This window comes from Bradyrhizobium sp. CCBAU 11430 (assembly GCF_028128855.1).
Taxonomy (GTDB): domain Bacteria; phylum Pseudomonadota; class Alphaproteobacteria; order Rhizobiales; family Xanthobacteraceae; genus Bradyrhizobium; species Bradyrhizobium ottawaense.
In genome coordinates this window covers 20,957-39,432 of record NZ_LBJV01000074.1, presented here as the reverse complement: position 1 = coordinate 39,432, position 18,476 = coordinate 20,957, and the positions used below count along the sequence as shown (strand labels likewise).

Here is an 18,476-nt window from a genome sequence, read left to right as displayed (position 1 = left end):
GAACCCCTATTCCAGTTGCATGCGAATGCCCTTGGCGCCGTTGAGCAGGCGCTTCAGGTGAAAGCCGGCCAGGGAATCGTCGGCGTGCATGCCGACCAGCGCGGCAAAGGCCGGCATGGCCGCGGCATCGCCGGCCTCCATCTTGGCGAAAGCCTCCGAATACAGTGCCGTTTCCGGGGCTTCGAACTTGCCCGGTGGCAGCGGCTCGAAGGCGCGCAACGGCTCGCTGCGTCCGCGCAGCATCAGCTCCCCCACGGGGCGGCCTTGAAAATTCTCGGCCGCCTCGGCGACGCTGGCGCTGACGCAAATGCGGGTGCCCAGATGCTTGTTGGCGGCCTCCAGCCGCGCCGCAATGTTGATGGAGTCCCCATAGGCGGTGTAGTCGAAGAAGCGATTGCCGCCGAAATTGCCGACCAGCGCGGGACCGGCGTGAATGCCGATGCGGGTGGCACCGAAGGTCACACCCATGGCGCTCTGGCGCGCGCGAAAGTCCTGCGCCCAGGCGTCGAGCTCATGGGCGCAGGCGACCGCACGCGTGGCATAATCCGGCTGATCGCCGGGCGCATTGAAGAGCACCTGGATCGCATCGCCGATGATCTTTGCGACCGTGCCCTCATGGACGAAGACGATTTCGGTCATGCCGCCGACATACTCGTTGAGCAGCTTGCCCAACGTCTCGGGCGGCGCGCTCTCGACCAACGAGGTGAAGCCGGTAATATCGGTGAAGATGGTGGCGACATCGCGCCACTGAACTTCGATCCCCTCTCCGTCGCCGCTGGCGGCCAGACGCTTGGCGAGCTCGGGCGAGAAATGGCGCGACAGCGCGGCGTGGGCGCGCTCGGCTTCCATCTGGCGCCGCCGAACCTCGCGCAGCATCTCGATATGGCGGATGGTCTTCTCGATCGTGGCCTCCAGATCGGCGAAGTCGATCGGCTTGGTCAGGAAGTCGAACGCGCCGCGGTTCATGGCGGTGCGGATATTGCTCATGTCGCCATAGGCCGAGACGATGATGGTCGATTTCTTGTCCTCGGCCTCCTGGAGTTTCGCGAGCAGCGATAGCCCGTCCATCCTGGGCATGTTGATATCGGAGACCACCATGTCGACCTGCGGATTCTGCTCGAGCGAGGCCAGCGCCTCGAGACCGTCGCGAGCGAATATGATGACGACCTGTCCGTCGCGGATCTGCCTGCGAAATTTTTGCAGGACCAGCGCCTCGAGATCCGGCTCGTCGTCGACGAAGAGGATGGTCGCGCTCATGCGGCTTGCTCGAGCCTCGTGTCGATCTCCTGCCGCAGCAAGGCAAAGTCGATCGGCTTGGTGAGGAGCCCGACGGCGCCGCGCTCGATCGCCTTTCGCCGCGTCTCGGCGTCGCCATAGGCCGTGATCATGATGACGGGAACGTCCGGATGCGCGGCACGCACCTTCGGCAGCATGTCGAGCCCGCTCATGCCGGGCATGTTGATGTCGGACAGGATCAGGATCAGCGAGGGATCGCGAACCTCGGCGGCCAGCTTGAGCGCATCGGGCGCGGAGGAGGCGAACTCCATCTGGAAGCGGCCGGCGCGCAGCTCGCGCCGGAATTGCTGCCGGAATAGCGCCTCGACGTCGGGCTCGTCATCGACGACCAGGATGTAAACGTTCACGACTTGCCTCCGGAAGTGCCCTCCGCCGCCATCGTACGCGGCAGGGTGATGATGAACTCGGTGAATACACCTTGCATGGTGTTCACGTCGATGGTGCCGCCGTGCTGCTTCACGACGATATCGTGGCTCATGGACAGGCCGAGCCCGGTGCCCTCGCCGACCGGCTTGGTGGTGAAGAAGGGGTTGAACATCTTCTCCTTCACCTCGGGCGGAATTCCGGTGCCATTGTCACGGATCCGGATCTCGACCCTGTCGCCGAGGTCCTTGGTTGCCGCGCTCAAGGTCGGCTCGAAGGCCTCACCCGCGCTCTCCCTGCGTTTGGCCGTGGCATAGAAGCCGTTCGAGATCAGGTTGAGGAAGACGCGCGTGATCTCCTGCGGATAGATCTCGACCATACCGGCAGCGGGATCGAACGTGCGCTGAAGCGTAACGTTGAAGGAGGGACGTTCGGCCCGCGCGCCGTGATAGGCGAGATTGAGGCTCTCCTCCACGACCGCATTGATGTCGACGGCCCGATGCTCGCCCGCCCCCTCGCGCGAATGCAGCAGCATGTTCCTGACGATGGAATCGGCGCGCTTGCCGTGCTGCACCACCTTCTCGAGATTGCTCCTGAGCATGCCGGTCAGCTCGTCGACCTCCTCCCTGGTCTTGCCGTCGAGCGCAGCCGATCGCAGGGCCTCCTTGAGCTCGTCGATCAGCTCGGTGGAGACCGCGGAGAAATTGTTGACGAAGTTGAGCGGATTCTTGATCTCGTGGGCGATGCCGGCGGTGAGCTGACCGAGCGAGGCAAGCTTCTCGGTCTGGATCAGGCGATCCTGAGCGGCGCGCAGGTCGTCGAGGGATCGCGACAACTCTGTCGTGCGTTCCTGAACCTCCTCGAACAATCGAACATTTTCGATCGCGATAAGGGCTTGGTCTGCAAAGGTCGTGGCGAGTTCGATTTGCTTCTCGCTGAAGGGACGCACCATATGTCGCGTCAAGACGAACACGCCGATTGGCGATCCTTCTCGAAGCAGGGGGACACCGAGCATCGTACGCACATTGGACCGCCTTCGCGCGGATGAGGGTGCATAGTCCGGATCGGCCTGCACATCGGGGACGTGAACCGTCTTGGCTTCGAGCAGCGTACGCCCGACCACACTTCCCCGTTCTGGTAAAGAAGCAAAGGTCCGAAGCTTGCTTTCCTGCTTCGCATCGAGGCCGCAGCTTGCCGCCAAATAGAAAACGCCATCGCGCGGTCGAAAGATCGTTCCCTCGTCGGCGTCACACAAGCGGGCGGCCGATCCGACGAGCGTATTCAGCACGGTTTGCAGATCGAACGCCGAGCGGCTGATGACCTTCAGCACGTCGGCGGTCGCCGTCTGCTGCTGGAGAGACTCGCTCAATTCCGCTGTTCGCCGTTCGACCTTGTTTTCGAGATCGGCATAGGATTCCTGCAAGCGCGCGCCCATGTCGTTGAACTGGTCGGCGAGCCCTTCGAGCTCGTCGCCCGTCCGGATCGAGATGCGCTGGGAGAAGTCGCCACCGCCGATCCGTTCCGCGCCGCTGCGCAGCGCCTGGATCGGCCCGACCATGCGGCGCGCCAAAAATATCCCCGCAAGCACCGCGAAGATCGACGCCGCGAGCAGCACGATCGCAAGCCGCTGCAGCGAGGCGTAGAGCGATGCATAGGCCTCCTCGACCGGCAGCTCGACGAACATGGTCCAGTGCAACGGCTCGATCGGCGCCGATGCGGTCAAGACCTTCTGTCCCTGGATGTTGCGCGCTTCCTCGAGCGCGTTCGGCATGGTGCCGCCGGCAGCCTGGGCGGCGCGCACCTGCGCGAGGCCGGACATGTCGGTGTTGCGCAGCACGAGACTGATATCGGGATGCGCGATCAGGCGCCCTTCCGGACCGACGACATAGGCGTGCCCGTGCTGGCCGACCTTGATCTGCGAGACCACGTCCCAGATCAGCTTGAGATTGACCTCGGCAATGCTGACACCGGCATCCCTGCTCGCGCCGGCCAGGGCCAGCGTCATGTAGGGCTCGGACTCCCGGCGGAAATAGACCGGGCCGTAATAGACCTTGTGCGCGACCGCCTCGGTGAACTTCGGATCGTTGGATAGGTCGATCCCGCTCTCGATCGCGTCCATCGCCAGCCGCGAGACACGCAACCGTTCCTTGCCGGTCGAGTCCACCTGGGCAAGCTCGGTAATCCCGGGCACCTGGCGCAACAGCCGCAGCGCGTCGAACCGGCGCTGCTCGATCGAGCCCGCCGACCAGGGCAGTTGCGTGGTCCAGCCGAGCTGGCTCTCGATCTCCTTGACGAACTGGCCGATCTTGGCCGCGGCCGCCTCGGCCTGCTCATGCTGGACCCGGATCAGCGAAGCCTTGTGCTCGCGATAATAGAAGAAGACCTCGAACAGACCGTTGGCCAGCAGCGCGATGGCGACGACAGCCACGAACAGCGCGACATATTTGGTGAACAGCCGGGTCCTGATCCCTCGTCCCGTTCCCCCGCCGGCAGCGACGCCATCCGAGGCCACGCTCGGCAGCGTCCTGGCTTGCGGGGTGTCGGGATGGAGGGAAAGGCTCATCACCCGAAACCTAGCAAGAAGACGGGACCTTGTCTTTCGCAAGCGCGGGATAAGGCCCTCGCCCATCGAAACCGGCGCCCGGGCGCAACGAAAAAGGGCGGCAGCGGACCCGCCGCTGCCGCCCTCTGGATCGCTTGCGAGCCAGCGGCTTCAGGTCGGCCGCAGGGCCTTGGAGCCGAGGTCGAGCTCGTTGACCTGCTTGTTCCGCTCGGAATCGGCCGCCGCGCGATGGTCGGTCGCCAGCACCACGTAGACCGCGGGCAGCACGAACAGCGTGAACAGCGTGCCGATCGACATGCCGGCGACGACGACCAGGCCGATCGAGAAGCGGCTGGCCGCCCCCGCGCCGGTTGCGGTCAGGAGCGGGATCAGGCCGGTCACCATCGCGGCCGTCGTCATCAGGATCGGCCGCAGGCGGATGCGGGCTGACATTTCGATGGCAGAGCGGCGGTCGAGCCGCTCGTTGACCTGGAGCTCGTTGGCGAACTCCACCATCAGGATGCCGTGCTTGGTGATCAGGCCGACCAGGGTGAGCAGACCGACCTGGGTATAGATGTTCATGGTCGCCACGCCGAAGAACAGCGGGATCAGCGCACCGACGATCGCCATCGGCACCGAGATCATGATCACCAACGGGTCACGCAAGCTCTCGAACTGCGCAGCCAGCACCAGGAAGATGATGATCAGCGCGAAGCCGAAGGTGATCGCGAGCTGATTGCCTTCCTGCACGTACTGCCGGGAGTCCGCGAGATAGTCGTGGCTGAAGCCGGCCGGCAGCTTCTTCGCCTCGCCCTCGAGGAAGTCCACCGCCGCACCGACCGTCACGCCGGGCATCGGCACGGCCGAGAACGTCGCCGAATTGAGCTGGTTGTAGTGGGTCAGCGAATTCGGGGCGGTCTTGGTCTTGACTGAGACCACGGTCGACAGTGGCAGCTGCTGGCCCGTGTTGGTCGTCACGTAATAGCCACCGAGCGATTCCGGCGACAGCCGGCTGCTGCGCGGCACCTGCGGGATCACCTGATAGGAACGGCCCTCGAGATTGAAGCGGTTGATGTAGTTGCCGCCCAGCAGCACGGCCAGCGTGCTGCCGAGGTTCTGCATGTTGACGCCGAGATCCTGCGCCTTGGTACGGTCGATCGTGACCTCCACGTTCGGCTGGTTGTAGGCGAGATCGCTGTCGGAGACGATGAACATGCCGCTCTTGCGCGCAGAGTCCTTCAGCTTCTCCATCTGCTCGAAGACCGTCTGGAAACCCGCGGTGGAATTGATCACCATCTGCACCGGCAGACCGCCCGGTCCGCCCGGCAGCGGCGGCAGGTTGAACGCGAACGCCTGCACGCCCTCGATCTTGGAGAGTTCGGCCTGCACCAGCGGCTTCAGCTGGATCGCCGAACGTTTGCGCTCGTCCCAGGGCTTGAGCAGCATGCCGGCGATGCCGCCCTGCGGACCGTTGATGCCGTTCAGCACGAAGCGCAGATCGGTCTCGGGGAATTTCTCGAATTCCTTGTCGAGCTTCTCGCCATAGAAATCGACATAATCGATATTGGCGTATTTCGGCGCCTTGGTCACCGCGAACACGATGCCCTGGTCTTCTTCAGGCGCCAGCTCTTTCGAGGTGTGCATATAGAGGAAGCCGACGAGCCCGAGGATCGTGATCGCGAACAGGCCGGTAATCGCCTTGTAATCCAGCGAACGGTCGAGCCTGCGGCCGTACCATCGCGTCAGCGCGCCGAACACCTTGTTGACGAGCTTGGCGAAGCGGCCTTCTTCGGTGTTCTTGAGCAGCACCGAGCACATCATCGGCGACAGCGTCAGCGCGATCACGCCCGACACGATCACTGATCCCGCAAGCGTGAAAGCGAACTCGCGGAACAGCGAACCGGTGAGGCCGCCAAGGAAGCCGATCGGCGCGTACACCGCGGCGAGCGTGATGGTCATCGAGATGATCGGGCCGACGATTTCACGCGCCCCTTCCAGCGACGCCTGGACCGGCGTCTTGCCCTCCTCCAGATGGCGATGGATGTTCTCCACCACGACGATGGCGTCGTCGACCACGAGGCCGATCGCCAGCACCATCGCCAGCAGCGTCAGCAGGTTGAAGCTGAAGCCTAGCGCCAGCATCAGGGTGCAGACGCCGATCATGGACAGCGGAATCGTGACAACCGGAATGATGACCGAGCGGAGCGAGGCCAGGAACAGGAAGATGACCACGATCACGATGATCACGGCTTCGCCCAGCGTCTTCTCGACCTCGTCGATCGAGGACTGGATGAACTTGGTCGAATCGTAGGCAACCTTCATCTTCATCGACGGCGGCAGATTGCGCTCGAGCTCCGGGAACAGCGCGCGCACGCCCTTGACCAGAGTCAGCGGGTTGCCTTGCGGCGTCGCGTTCACGCCGATGAAGATCGCATGCTCGCCGTTGAAGGCGACGCTCGCATCCGTGCTCTGCGCGGCCAGCTCGACCGTGGCGATGTCCTCCATCCGGACGAAGCCGCCGTCCTTGGCCTTGACGATCATCTTCCGGAACTGGTTGACGTCAGTGAGGCTTGTGTTCGTGGAAATGTTGGAAACGATCAGATAGCCCTTGGTCTGCCCCGCCGCGGACTGGAAGTTGTTGGCCTGGATCGCCGCGGCGACGTCGGCCGGCGACACGTTGCGGCCCGCCATCTTCAAGGGATCGAGCCACAGCCGCATTGCAAAGGTCTGGCCGCCGAGAATGTCGGCCGAGGCGACGCCGTCGACCGTCGACAACACCGGCTGCACCACGCGCGTCAGATAATCCGAGATCGCCGAGCCCGACAGCTCTTCGGACGAAAAGCCGAGATACATCACGGCCGTGGTCTGGCCCGTGGTCTTGGTCACGATCGGGTCGTTGGATTCCTTCGGGATCAGATATTTGACCGAATTCGTCTTGGCCAGCACCTCGGTGAGCGCCTGGTTCGGATCGAAATTCAGCTTGATGTACACCTGGATCGTCGAGGTACCGAGCACCGAGGACGAGGTCATGTAGTCGACGCCTTCAGCCGAGGCGACGGCCTGCTCGATCGGCGTCGTGATGAAGCCCTGGATCAGGTCCGCGGACGCGCCGGGATAGACGGTCGTGATGTTGATGACCGTGTTCGAAAGCTTGGGATATTGCCGGATCGGCAGCACCATCGCCGCGCGCAGGCCGATCAGCAGGATCAGCAGGCTGACGACGACCGACAGGACCGGTCGCTTGATGAAAATGTCGGTGAAGCGCATCGCGGCGATCTCGATTTCTGTATCTCAAGGAAAGTGATCCGGCCGAGCCGGATCACTTGAATGCAGAGGGTCAGTAGCGCGGCGGCTGCGCCGGGATCTGCGGAGCCGGGTCGGTCGAAATCGACACCGCCGCGCCCGATTGCAGCTTGAGCTGGCCGACGGCGACGACCTTGTCGCCCGCCTTCACGCCCTTGATGATTTCGACGCGACCTTCGACCCGGTTGCCGGTCTGCACGAAGGTGCGCACCGCGGACAGGCTGGTCTTGCCGTCGGCTTCCTTCTTCTCGGTGATCACGAACACCGAGTCGCCGTACAGCGTGTAGTCGACCGCCGTCTCCGGAACGGTGATCACGGCCGGCTTGTCCGGCAGCACCACCGTGGTGGTCACGAACATGCCGGGCTTCAGGATCTTCTCCGGATTGGCGATCGTCGCCTGCACGCGGATATTGCGGGTGTCGGTCGAGATTTGCGGTTCGATCGTGGTGATCTTGCCTTCGAAGATGCGGCCCGGATAGGCATCGACCTTCAACTTGACAGTCTGGCCGACCTTGAGGCTGCCGGAATCCTTTTCCGTCACGGTGAAGTTGGCCCACAGCTCCGACAGATCGGTCAACGACACGATCGCCGTACCCGCCGTCAGATACTGACCGACCTCGACCTTGCGGACGCCGAGATCACCGGAGAACGGTGCGCGCACCAGCTTCTGCGAGATCAGCGCCTCGGTCTTGGCGATGCCGGCCTGCGCCTGGTCGTAGGCGGCCTGCGCGGTATCGACGGTCGCCTGCGGACCGAACTGGCGCGCGGCCAGCTGCTTGGCACGATCAAGCGACAGCTGCGCGACGGTCGCCTGGGCCTTGTAATTGGCAAGGTCGCCCTGCTCCGGCGCGTCGAACAGCTGGACCAGCGGCGTGCCGGCTTCGACGCGCGTGCCCGGCGCGAACTTGATCTCGGTGACGCGGCCGTTGACGTCGGCACTGACGTCGACCTGGTGCACGGCGACGAGGCCGCCGACCGCGGTGAGCAAGTTCGGCACCACCTCGGACTTGGCCTCTGCCGCGCTGACAGCGGTCGGCGGCGGCTTGTTGTTGGCGAAGAACTGCTTGATCATCTGGCCGCGGAAATAGTTGAACCAGACGAGGCCGCCGACCAGCACCGCCAGGAGCGTGCCGACGATGATGAACCAGAGCACCGGCCGGACCGGACGCTTGGGAGCCTTGTTGTCGATCGGTTCGCCCGAAATCTTGTGTTCGGTTACGATGTTCATGTCATGCACTCTCTGCAATCGCCGCCTTACCGGCATCCGCGGCCTGATTGTGGCCCAGATGCGAAGCAATTGCGGCGTCGTTAAGTCCGATACCCCTCAGGAGAAACTCACACAGCTGCCGCTCAAGGTCTTCAGCCTTGCCGTAAGCGAGGCAAGGCGTGGCCGGCAGCCTGGTCAGCGCCGCAGTCATCACCGAGTGATGCGCAAACCAGAACAGATTGAGCGGATCGCCGCTGCATAGCCGCGCGTCCCCGGCGGCAACGGCACGTTCGAGCGAGGAAACGAAGATCGCCCCGATCAGCGTCTCGATCTTGGCATACAGCAAACGGGCGAATTCGCCATCATCCAAGTGGCTGGTGGCCATCAGCCGCAGGCGCTGGGCCTCTTCCTGATCGGGACCATCAGCGATGTGCAGGAAATGCTCGACCATGCCGCGGATCACCTCGACCAGCGTGGCGGTCGAAGGCTCCCGCTCGAGAAGCTCGGTGAGCGCCGGGTCCGCCTCGCATTCGTCGCTGAGGATTTCGGCGTAGAGGGCCGCCTTGGACGGGAAATGCTTGAACAGCAACGCCTCGGAAATGGCAGCGGCGGCCGCCACGCTCTTGGTCGTGGTGCCGGTATAGCCATGTCGGGCAAAGCAGCGTTTCGCGGCTCCGAGGATCAATTGACGCCTCAGGTCGCTCGTCATACGCAATGAGCTCATGCTAGTGAGTAAGCACTCACCCACGCAAAAGTCAAGCACTATGTTGCATCGCAACCTGAATGCGTTGTTAATTTAGTCGAAATTGCCCCCGCCTGCACGGCCCGCGCGCAGGACTTGGGCGCCGGTGGGACTGGACAGGGCCCGCCCTAGATTGGCTGGAAGCCGAGGTCGCCGCGGATCCGGTTGAGGATGTAAGTCCCATCCCGGCTTGGCAAAATCCGCTCCAGGCTGGCGCTGTCGATCTTCATATTGGCAAAACGCGGCCCGGCAGAGACGTCGTGAACGGCTTTGGCAAAGGCCTCGACCTCGGCCATGGTCGTGACCGCCCGGCTATCCCCAATGCCGCAGGCCCTGGCGACGCCGACGAGATCCGCGGCGGCCGAGGTGTGGCTGGTCTGGCCGCCCGTCTCGCCGTAGGCCTCGTTGTCGAGCACTGCGATCGAGAGGTTGGGAGGCTTTTGCAGCCCGATGGTGGCCAGGCTGCCCATGCCCATCAGCATCTCGCCGTCGCCGGTGATGACCAATACCGGCAGTTTTGGCTGCGCTAGGGCGAGCCCCAGCCCGATCATCGCGGCGCCGCCCATGCCGCCCCAAAGGTAGAAATTGCGGGCGTGGTCGCCGGCCGCGCACATGTCGTTGGTCGAGGCCCCGAGGCCGCCGATCGCGACGACGTCCTTGCGGTTCGCGAGCAACGTGGACACCACCTGCCGACGGTCGAGGAGATTGGCCTTGCTCATTTGGTGAAAACCTTGGCGCCGATCAGGCGCTGCGACAGAAGGACGGCGGTAGGCGTGAGCGCGTTGTAGGCTTGCGACGCAGCGGCTTCGAGCACGGCCGGCACCTCGGCTGCGTTCGAGGCCCGCAGCACTTGGACACCCGACAGTTCGAACACGCCCTGCGTGGTCGATCCCATCGGCACCTGCCACGGATTGAACTCGCCCCACTCGCCGCGCATGGTCACCAGCGTGAGGAAGGGGAAGCGCAGGATCGGGATCAGCGACAGCATGTTGATGCAATTGCCGACGCCGCTCGACTGCATCAGCAAGACGCCGCGCTGTCCGCCGGCCCAGGCGCCGGCGAGAAGCGCCACGCCCTCCTCCTCCGTCGTGAGCGGAATGCCGCGCATGGTGGATGAGGCCAGCACGCGCTGGATCAGCCTCGAATGGCCGGCATCCGGCACGTAAGGCACCTGCCTGATATCGAAGCGTTGCAGGGTCGCGAAAATATCGTCGGGCCAATTCGGCGCCGTGTCGGCAGCGTCAGCGCGTGCGTGCATTTTCCTGTCCGGTCGGCTAGCAAGGTGGGAAGACTGTAGACGCATGCATGCGCCGACCAGAACAACAAAAACGGCATAACGGCTTTAACCGGCGAGTATAACGGGATGAACGCAGATGCGAAGGCGCTGGCGGCAAGCTTCGACCTCGAGAAGCTGACGCCGGAATTTTACGACGACCCCTACCCGACCTATCGTGCACTGCGGGAGAACGAGCCGGTCAAGCGCCTGCCGAACGGCACCGTGTTCCTGACCCGTTATGACGATCTCGTCACCACCTACAAGAACACCAAGTCGTTCAGCTCGGACAAGAAGCGCGAGTTCGCGCCGAAATACGGCGACACCCCGCTCTACGAACATCACACAACCAGCCTCGTCTTCAACGATCCGCCGGCACATACCCGCGTACGTCGCCTGATCATGGGCGCGCTGTCGCCGCGCGCGATCGCCGGCATGGAGTCTGACATCGTCAAGCTGGTGGACGGCTTGCTCGACGCCATCGCGGCCAAAGGGGCTTGCGAGCTGATCGAGGATTTCGCGGCGTCCATCCCGATCGAGGTGATCGGCAATCTGCTCGACGTGCCTCATGAGGAACGCGGGCCGCTGCGCGACTGGTCGCTGGCGATCCTTGGTGCGCTCGAACCTGTGGTGTCGCCCGAGGTCGCCGCCCGCGGCAACAAGGCGGTGACGGATTTTCTCAGCTATCTCCAGACGCTGGTGGCACGCCGGCGCGACAAGCCGGGCAATCCCGAGCGCGATGTGCTGACGCGCCTGATCCAGGGTGAGGAGAATGGCGAGCGGCTGACCGAGAAGGAGCTGCTACACAATTGCATCTTCCTGCTCAATGCCGGCCACGAGACCACCACCAATCTGATCGGCAACGGCCTCGTGGCGCTGGACCGCAATCGCGACCAGAAGCGGCGGCTGATCGGCAGTCCCGACATGATCAAGACCGCCGTCGAAGAGATGCTGCGCTACGAGAGCTCCAACCAGCTCGGCAACCGCATGACCACGGAAAAGGTCGAGCTCGGCGGCGTCACGCTCGATGCCGGCACGTCGGTGACGCTGTGCATCGGGGCGGCCAACCGCGATCCTGCGCAGTTTCCGGACCCTGAAAGCTTCGACATCGCGCGCACCCCGAACCGGCATCTCGCCTTCGCCACCGGCGCGCATCAATGCGCCGGCATGGCGCTGGCGCGGCTCGAAGGCGCGATTGCGATCTCGCGCTTCCTGGCGCGCTTCCCGGACTACGCCGTGAGCGGCCAGCCGGTGCGGGGCGGACGGGTGCGGTTTCGAGGCTTTTTGAGCGTGCCGTGTGCGCTTCGCTGAGGACTCGACACCAAAAACTGCGAAAACAACCCCATGCACAGTAGAGAACCCTCTGATACTTTTGGCAAATCAGATCGGGCTTCGCCACCGGAGGGATGAAGACTTCCAAGGCGGCAAGTTGATACCCAGATCAAGCTGAGGCCGGCGGTGCAGTCGGTTGGCACCGCCCCGTGCAGCAATGGAGTGACGACAGATGAGCGCGTCGGTCATTGATTTCGTCGCAACGGAAGCACGCTTTGGGGCCCACAATTACGAGCCGATCGGGGTCGTCCTGTCGCGCGGCGAAGGTGTCTGGGTCTGGGATACCGAAGGCAACCGCTATCTCGATTGCCTCTCGGCCTATTCGGCGGTCAGCCAGGGCCACTGCCACCCCAAGATCCTGGCGGCGATGGTGGAACAGGCGCACAGGCTGACGCTGACCTCGCGGGCCTTCCACAACGACCAGCTCGCCCCCTTCTACGAAGAGATCGCGGCGCTCACCGGCTCCCACAAGGTGCTGCCGATGAACAGCGGCGCCGAGGCGGTCGAAAGCGCGATCAAGTCGGTGCGCAAATGGGGCTATGAGGTGAAGGGCGTGCTGGACGGCCACGCCGAGATCATCGTCTGCGCCAATAATTTCCACGGACGCACGCTGGGCATCGTCGGCTTTTCAACCGACCCCGACACGCGCGCACATTTCGGGCCGTTCGCGCCGGGCTTCAAGATCATCCCGTTCGGCGACGCCGCGGCACTGGCGGAGGCAATCACCCCAAACACGGTCGCCTTTCTGGTCGAGCCGATCCAGGGCGAAGCCGGTGTCATCCTTCCTCCGGCCGGCTATTTCAGTGAGGTGCGGGAGCTCTGCACCACCAACAACGTGATGCTGGTGCTCGATGAGATCCAGACCGGGCTCGGCCGCACCGGCAAGCTCCTCGCCGAACAGCACGAGGGAATCGAGGCGGACGTGACGCTGCTAGGCAAGGCCTTGTCCGGCGGCTTCTATCCGGTGTCGGCCGTGCTCTCGAACAACGACGTGCTCGGGACATTGAGGCCCGGCCAGCACGGTTCGACGTTCGGCGGCAATCCGCTTGCTTGCGCGGTGGCGCGCGCGGCGCTGCGCGTGCTGACCGAGGAAGGCATGATCGAGAACGCGGCCAGGCAGGGCGCGCGCTTTCTGGAAGGTTTGAAAGACATTCGTGCCAACACGATCCGCGAGGTGCGCGGACGCGGCTTGATGCTGGCGGTCGAACTGCATCCCGAGGCCGGCCGCGCCCGCCGCTACTGCGAGGCGCTTCAGGGCATGGGCATCCTCGCCAAGGATACCCACGAGCAAACGATCCGCATCGCTCCGCCGCTGGTGATCACAAGCGACCAGGTCGACTGGGCGCTGGAGCGGCTCGCCACCACCCTGACGCAGGATTTCTCCTGAGCGGCCTGCGTCGGAAGATCGCAATGCCGGCCGCGGCCAGCAACGAACGATTCCGCCAGCTGCGCGTTGAACGTCGTGGGCGATTACGAGCTGGGAGCGACAATCATGCTTCCGCATGGCGCTTGCCTTACGGCTGCTTTAGTTGGTGTCTCTGTGCTGGCGACGAGCGTCGGCGCGTTCGCCCAAGGACCCGGCCAGGGACATGGAAGGGGCGGACCTGCCGGTCCAGCCGCAGCGCCTGCACGGCCAGCAGCACCACCAGCCATGGCACGTCCGGCGGCGCCGCCAGCCATGGCACGTCCCGCCGCCCCGGCATTCCATCCACCGGCCATGCCGCAGCGACCGGCCATGGCGCCGCACCCGGCGCCCCACATCGCCGCACCGCCGCCGCGTCCGGGCCCCCGTTTTGCAGCACCACCGCCGCGAGCAGCCCCGCACGTGGCGGCGCCGCGACCTGAATTCCACCGGGCGCCGGCAGCGCCACAACGTCCGGCCATGGCCCCGCGGTCGACGCCGCATATCGCCGCCCCCTCGCGTCCAAGCGCGCCATCGGCTGTGAGCGCGCGGCCGCCGCGACAGGAGCGGATGGAGCAGCGCGCGCAGCAACATCAGCAGCAGATCCAGCAGCGAGAGCAAATCGTGCAGCAGCGGCAGCGCGAGATGCTCACACGCCAGAGCTCGGAACGGCAGAGCCGCATCGATCGGATGCAACAGCGCGTGCAGCAATTGCAGTCGCAGAAGCCGGAAGGCGTGCGGGCGCAACGTGCACAGGAGCGGACGCTGCAGACGCAGAACCGCCTGCTCCAGCGCGAACAGGGCATGCAGCAGCGCGATCAGGCGCGCCTGCAGCGGCTGGGCCCCGAGTCCACCACAGTTGGGCGAGCCGCCACTGCCGCCGCCGTGCAGGCGGCCGAGCGCGGGCGATTTGCCGAGCGCTTCCGCGAGCAGGCCCCTGCGCAAGCGCAGGCAGCGCTCACCACCCGCCAGAGCGGCTGGGCTCCCCGGCAGGCCTGGCGACACCGCCATCCCGCGGTGTTCGTGGCGTGGCTTGGGCCCGTGTTCTGGCCTTACGCATACTCCGACATTTTCAACTACACGTTCTGGTCCTATGGCTACGAGCCCGGTTATTGGGCATACGCCTATGACGACTTCGTCGACACCGTGTTCTGGGGTGGTGACGGCCCCTATTCCGCCTATGCCAGCACCAACCCGTATGACTATCCGCAAGCCGGTGGCGGCAGCCGCGCCCGTCCGCGCGCGAGCGTGAGCCCGCAAACGCTACAGCAATTGTGCGGTACACCGGACAAGGGCGTCACCGCCTGGCCGCTTGCCGATATCGCGAAAGCGGTGCGGCCGGCGCCGGAGCAACGCGCACTGCTCGACGAATTGAAGACCGCGGCGGCCAACGCCGCCGGCGTGTTCAAGGACTCCTGCGCGGAGACTTATGCATTGACTCCCCCTGGTCGCTTGCGCGCGATGATGAACCGCATCAGCGCGACGCTGGAAGCCGTCAAGATCGTGCGACCGGCACTGGAGAATTTTTACAACTCGCTCAGTGACGAGCAGCAGGCCAGCTTCAATGCGCTCGGTCCGAATGTCGGCGAACACCCGCCGCAGCAGCAAGCGAACGTCGAGGGCTGCGGCGATCCGAAATCCGGCCTGACCCAGCTGCCGATCCAAAGGATCGAGGCTGTGCTCCACCCAGCCGGCAAGCAGAAGGAGGCGCTCGACCGCCTCAGTGAAGCGACAGCCAAAGGCGTTGAAGGCCTGCAAGCGGCTTGCCCGAACGATGTGCCGCTGACGCCGGTCGGAAGGCTGGAGGCGATGCAGCACCGGCTCGAGGCGATGCTGACGGCCGCCAAGCTGGTAGAGCCTGCGCTGGACGAGTTCTATGCCACGCTGAGCAGCGAGCAGAAGGCGCGCTTCAACACGCTGCAACAGGTCGCGGGGCCGTGAGGACGGCATCGCGTTCTCTCGTTGCAATTTGCGCCGCGGTCGAACGAGCGGGGTGACGTAATCGTCCTGCTTCAAAGCTCGACGAGACCATGCATGTCCCTGCCGCGCACTCTCTGTGAGGGTGCAGCGGCACGTAACGCAAGCGACAGCCTCGTTTCCGACCTCACGAGGAAATCGTCTTCCGCCCAGCCTAGTTCGCGCTTGGGATCGCGTTGCATTGCTGGAAGTGAGAAGACAACTCGAGATTAGCCAGATGATCCCAGTATTCCGCTTCTGCGAGCAGCTTCCATTTGTTCATGCTGTTGTACGCGGCCTGTTGGCGGCACAGTGAGCTCATCGCACGCAAACGCTGCACCTTATCCACTGCGGACCCTCCTTCACGCTTGCTTGTTTGCAAGCGCATTTGTGTTGTCACAGCTTCGCAGATCGAATTGACGGGTGATAGTCCGGTGTTTGACGGTGAATCAATGATAGCGCAATCGTCCGACTTTTCAGCGCCCGGCAAATTCGATCGCAAACCAGTTTGGCCCCGCGCATTGAATTTCAGATTGTCCTTGGCGGTCTTTCGCCGCAATAAAGCACGCTGGTGCCTTCGCAAAGCTCGCCAGCTATGTCACGCCGATCACGGCAATGGCCCCGACGGTTGCACGTCGGGGCCATTCAAGATCAACAGGCATGGGTACATCCGCCGTCCCTGCTGATCGTTGATGCCACTGATTACCGCATCCGATCCGGCACAGACTGTGGCGAGGCTGCGGCATCGGCATGATGACATTCTGCCTGAAAGCTGATGGTAGTCCACCACATCTTTGGTGGTACTCCGACCAGTTCGCTGCTTCGCCAGCGGGGCGAACTTGCGCTGGACGAGTTCTATGCGACGCCGACAGCGAGCAGAAGGCCCGCTTCAACGCGCTGCAACAGCTCGCAAGCCCGTAGGGGCCGGCACTCGTGGTAACTCTACACCACCGTCTTATGACGCGCGATGCAGGTCTGCAGCACCTCGCCCATTGGCTTGCTCCACCAGGCGTTGGAGAAGATCTCGATCTCGGAATAGCCAGCAAAGCCCTCCGCCTCGACCGCCGCACGCACTGATTTGATGTCGATGACGCCGTCGCCCATCATGCCGCGGTCGTTGAGGATGTCTGTTGTCGGCACCAGCCAGTCGCAGACATGGAACGCGAGCAGGCGATCCTTGCCGGCGCGCGCGATCTGGCTCATCAGCTCCGGGTCCCACCAGACGTGATAAACGTCGAGCGCGACGCCGAGCATGCCGCTGCGTGCGGGATCGAGCCGGTCGCAGATATCGAGCGCCTGCTTCGTGGTGTTAACGCAGGCCCGGTCGGCCGCGTAAGCCGGATGCAAGGGCTCGATCGCCAGCGGCAGGTTTGCCTGCCTGGCATAGTCGAGCATATCGGCGAGAGCTTCCTCGACCTGCCCGCGCGCTGCCGCGATGTCCTTCGACACCTCGCTGCCCGGCCTGGAATATTGCGGCAGGCCACCGACGACAAGGACGATGCAGGGCGCGCCCAGCGCCTTGGCTTCATCGACGCAGCGCCTGTTGTCGTCGCGCACCTCGCCTCTGCGCGATGCGTCCGAGGTGAACATGCCGCCGCGGCAATAGCCTGAGAGCTCGAGGCCGGCATCGCGCACCGCGCGCGCGGCGCGCTCGAGACCGACGGATGCGACCTGATCGCGCCAGGGATCGATCGCGGGGATGCCTTGCTTTGCACAGGCGTTGATGATCTCAACCAGGTCACCCTGCTTGCGGACGGTCGCCGTGTTCAGCGACAGCCAGCGGTGGTCGGACGAAAAATCGCGCATCAGGATTCGATACCGTGGGTGGCGAGCACGGTCTTCATCCGCTGCGTCGCGAGTTCAGGGTTGGCGAGCAGGCCGGCCTTGTCGGCCAGACGGAACAGCTCGGCCAGATGCAACGTGGAGCGCGTACTCTCCTGTCCCCCGACCATGGTGAAATGGTCCTGGTGGCCATTGAGATACGCCATGAATACCACGCCGGTCTTGTAGAACCGCGTCGGCGCCTTGAAGATGTGACGCGACAGCGGCACTGTCGGCCCCAGCACGTCATGGAAGCCGGCCTCGTCGCCAGCCGCCAGTCGCGACAGTGCGTAGGATGCCGCCGGCGCAATGGCGTCAAAAATACCAAGCAGCGCGTGCGAAAAACCCTGCTCGTCGCCGGCGATCAGCTCCGCATAATTGAAGTCGTCGCCGGTGTACATCTTGATGCGCTTGTCGAGGCGCCGGCGCATGTCGATCTCGCGCTGCTTGTCGAGCAGCGACACTTTTACGCCGTCGACCTTGGCGGCGTTGCCGTTGATGATGGCGACCGCAGTGTCCATCGCCTTGTCGAGATCCCCGGTGCCCCAATAACCCGTCAGCGCCGGATCGAACATGTCGCCGAGCCAGTGGATGATCACGGGCTGCGCTACCCCCGACAGCACGCGATTATAGACCTTGGCGTAGTCATCGGCGTTGCGGCCGAGTTTCGCCAGCGCGCGCGATGCCATCAGGATGATGCGGCCACCGACCTTCTCCACCGCCGAGATCTGTTCCTCGTAAGCGCGGATCACGTCGTCGAGGCTACTGGCATCCTCGACCGCGAGATGGTCCGTGCCCGCGCCGGAGAACACCAGCGCGTTGCGGCGCTTGGCGGCGGCGACCGAGCGCGTGATCAGCTCCAGCGAGGTTGGCCAGTCCAGCCCCATGCCGCGCTGAGCGGTGTCCATGGCTTCGGCAACGCCAAGACCGAGGTCCCAGACGTGCTCGCGGAAGGCGATGGTCTTGTCCCAGTCGACGGCAGCCGACAGCCAGGGATCGTTGTCCGCGAAGGGATCGACGACCGTGTGCACGGCCGAGAAGGCGATGCGGTTCAAGGGGCCTTCGAGCTTTGCGGGGAACGTGCGCGAGGCCGCGAGGCGGTAGGTCTCGATCGAGCGATCGGCCTTCGGCAATTTCAGCGACAATGATGACATGGGTTGGACGGGCTTGTTCATGATTTCGGACCTCTCCCCGTCATTGCGAGGAGCGGAGCAACGAAGCAATCCAGGCTCCTCTGCG

Annotated in this window: 14 protein-coding genes; 3 read left to right on the top strand and 11 right to left on the bottom strand. The window is 64.2% G+C overall.

What is annotated here, in order from left to right:
- Positions 1 to 6: 6 nt before the first annotated feature.
- From XI04_RS37000 to XI04_RS36965, 8 genes are all read right to left on the bottom strand, one after another.
- Complete coding sequence (locus XI04_RS37000; protein WP_038947045.1) at positions 7 to 1,257, bottom strand: adenylate/guanylate cyclase domain-containing protein; 1,251 nt, start codon at positions 1,255 to 1,257, stop codon at positions 7 to 9.
- Positions 1,254 to 1,643 (bottom strand): response regulator, encoded by a 390-nt coding sequence (locus XI04_RS36995; RefSeq protein ID WP_271609321.1) that lies wholly within the window; start codon positions 1,641 to 1,643, stop codon positions 1,254 to 1,256. The genes XI04_RS37000 and XI04_RS36995 overlap by 4 nt, the downstream gene beginning before the upstream one ends.
- The gene (locus XI04_RS36990; RefSeq protein WP_271623908.1) at positions 1,640 to 4,222 is read right to left on the bottom strand and encodes a sensor histidine kinase; all 2,583 of its coding nucleotides are present in this window, start codon (positions 4,220 to 4,222) and stop codon (positions 1,640 to 1,642) included. The genes XI04_RS36995 and XI04_RS36990 overlap by 4 nt, the downstream gene beginning before the upstream one ends.
- Before the next feature lie 150 nt (positions 4,223 to 4,372).
- Positions 4,373 to 7,468 carry a MexW/MexI family multidrug efflux RND transporter permease subunit gene (locus tag XI04_RS36985; RefSeq protein WP_028143449.1) on the bottom strand — a complete coding sequence of 1,032 codons (3,096 nt, stop codon included), beginning with the start codon at positions 7,466 to 7,468 and terminating at the stop codon, positions 4,373 to 4,375.
- A gap of 70 nt (positions 7,469 to 7,538) precedes the next feature.
- Positions 7,539 to 8,732 carry an efflux RND transporter periplasmic adaptor subunit gene (locus tag XI04_RS36980; RefSeq protein ID WP_028143450.1) on the bottom strand — a complete coding sequence of 398 codons (1,194 nt, stop codon included), beginning with the start codon at positions 8,730 to 8,732 and terminating at the stop codon, positions 7,539 to 7,541.
- A 1-nt stretch (position 8,733) separates the two neighbouring features.
- On the bottom strand, positions 8,734 to 9,420 hold the full coding sequence (locus tag XI04_RS36975; RefSeq protein WP_028143451.1) for a TetR/AcrR family transcriptional regulator: 687 nt from the start codon (positions 9,418 to 9,420) through the stop codon (positions 8,734 to 8,736).
- 161 nt (positions 9,421 to 9,581) lie between these two features.
- Positions 9,582 to 10,172, bottom strand: coding sequence for a thiamine pyrophosphate-dependent enzyme (locus tag XI04_RS36970; RefSeq protein WP_028143452.1), 591 nt, complete (start codon positions 10,170 to 10,172; stop codon positions 9,582 to 9,584).
- Entirely contained in the window at positions 10,169 to 10,711 is a 543-nt protein-coding gene (locus XI04_RS36965; RefSeq protein WP_028143453.1) for a phosphonopyruvate decarboxylase, read from the bottom strand. Before XI04_RS36965 ends, XI04_RS36970 begins: the two co-directional genes overlap by 4 nt.
- A gap of 105 nt (positions 10,712 to 10,816) precedes the next feature.
- Between XI04_RS36965 and XI04_RS36960 the strand changes: the two genes are divergently transcribed.
- From XI04_RS36960 to XI04_RS36950, 3 genes are all read left to right on the top strand, one after another.
- Complete coding sequence (locus XI04_RS36960) at positions 10,817 to 12,037, top strand: cytochrome P450 (protein WP_212476111.1); 1,221 nt, start codon at positions 10,817 to 10,819, stop codon at positions 12,035 to 12,037.
- A 193-nt stretch (positions 12,038 to 12,230) separates the two neighbouring features.
- The gene (gene rocD, locus XI04_RS36955) at positions 12,231 to 13,445 is read left to right on the top strand and encodes an ornithine--oxo-acid transaminase (protein ID WP_271623907.1); all 1,215 of its coding nucleotides are present in this window, start codon (positions 12,231 to 12,233) and stop codon (positions 13,443 to 13,445) included.
- 585 nt (positions 13,446 to 14,030) lie between these two features.
- Positions 14,031 to 15,401: a Spy/CpxP family protein refolding chaperone gene (locus XI04_RS36950; RefSeq protein WP_245448873.1), complete on the top strand. Its 1,371-nt coding sequence runs from the start codon at positions 14,031 to 14,033 to the stop codon at positions 15,399 to 15,401.
- Positions 15,402 to 15,591: 190 nt separating this feature from the next.
- On the opposite strand, the gene XI04_RS36945 is transcribed toward XI04_RS36950, so the two are convergent.
- The 3 genes from XI04_RS36945 to XI04_RS36935 form a co-directional block, all read right to left on the bottom strand.
- Positions 15,592 to 15,765, bottom strand: coding sequence for a hypothetical protein (locus tag XI04_RS36945; protein WP_162832241.1), 174 nt, complete (start codon positions 15,763 to 15,765; stop codon positions 15,592 to 15,594).
- Between the two features lie 593 nt (positions 15,766 to 16,358).
- The gene (locus tag XI04_RS36940) at positions 16,359 to 17,222 is read right to left on the bottom strand and encodes a sugar phosphate isomerase/epimerase family protein (protein WP_271609318.1); all 864 of its coding nucleotides are present in this window, start codon (positions 17,220 to 17,222) and stop codon (positions 16,359 to 16,361) included.
- Positions 17,222 to 18,412, bottom strand: coding sequence for a dihydrodipicolinate synthase family protein (locus XI04_RS36935; protein WP_271609317.1), 1,191 nt, complete (start codon positions 18,410 to 18,412; stop codon positions 17,222 to 17,224). The genes XI04_RS36940 and XI04_RS36935 overlap by 1 nt, the downstream gene beginning before the upstream one ends.
- Positions 18,413 to 18,476: the final 64 nt, after the last annotated feature.